Origin of the sequence: Allobosea sp. CER48, assembly GCF_044752385.1 — a bacterium.
Classification (GTDB): domain Bacteria; phylum Pseudomonadota; class Alphaproteobacteria; order Rhizobiales; family Beijerinckiaceae; genus Allobosea.
The window spans coordinates 1-1,106 of sequence record NZ_JBIWYK010000724.1; the positions used below are offsets into that span (position 1 = coordinate 1).

Annotated in this window: 1 protein-coding gene; it reads right to left on the reverse strand. The window is 66.3% G+C overall.

The features are described 5' to 3' along the window. Positions 1 to 54 precede the first annotated feature (54 nt). Entirely contained in the window at positions 55 to 981 is a 927-nt protein-coding gene (gene hemF / locus ACIPIA_RS16815) for an oxygen-dependent coproporphyrinogen oxidase (RefSeq protein ID WP_400511123.1), read from the reverse strand. Between the last annotated feature and the right edge of the window lie 125 nt (positions 982 to 1,106).

Below are 1,106 nucleotides of genomic sequence, written 5' to 3' on the forward strand. Positions count from 1 at the left end.
CGATCGCGAGGCCCAGTTCTCGCTCCTGGATGTCGCGAGCCGGGAGGCGCTGGCTCAGGGCCAGCGCACCGTCGGTGGCATCGAGGACAGGATGGAATCGACGTTGCCGCCTGTCTTCAGGCCGAAGATCGTGCCGCGATCGTAGAGCAGGTTGAACTCGACATAACGGCCGCGCCGGACCTGCTGCTCGTGGCGCTCGGCATCGTTCCATGTCTTGCCGATGTTGCGGCAGAGGACGGTGGGGTAGATGTCGAGGAAGGCCTCGCCGACCGCCTTGGTGAAGGCGAAATCGACTTCCGGTTCGCCGCTCCAGACATAGTCGTAGAAGATGCCGCCGATACCGCGCGGCTCGTTGCGGTGCTTCAGGAAGAAATACTCGTCGCACCACTGCTTGAAGCGCGAATAATCGGCAATGGCCGGAAAGCTGTCGCAGGGGCGGCGCATCGCGGTGTGGAAGTCGCGCGAATCCAGGTCGTCCTGGGTGCGCCGCGCGTCGAGCACCGGGGTCAGGTCGGCGCCGCCGCCGAACCAGGGCTTCGTCGTGACGACGAAGCGGGTGTTCATATGCACGGTCGGCGCATGCGGGTTCCAGGGATGGGCGATCAGCGAGATGCCCGTGGCGTGGAAGCGCGGATCCTCGGAGGCGCCGGGTATCTGGGCGGCGAAGTCCGGGTGGAAGCTGCCATGCACGGTCGAGACATGGACACCGACCTTTTCGAAGATCCGGCCCTTCATGATCGACATGACACCGCCTCCGCCAGGCGCACCGTCATGGTTGGTGCGCTGCCAGGGCGTGCGGACGAAGCGGCCGGGCCTGTCCGTCTCGGGCGGGAAGGGGCCGGCCGCTTCGTCCTCGATCTCCTCGAAGGCGGCGCAGATGCGGTCGCGCAGGTTCTCGAACCAGGCCGCGGCGCGAGGCTTCAGCGCCGCGACTGCCGCCGGATCGGCGGTGGGGGCTTCAACGGGCTTGGGCTTGTTCATGATCGGGTCCATCGCGGCGAGGAAAGCCGCCTGTCTGTCGCAATGCCTCGCCCAATACCATCGCTGCGGCCAATGCGACATTGAGCGAGCGCAAGTTCGGGCGCATCGGGATATGCAGGCTGGCA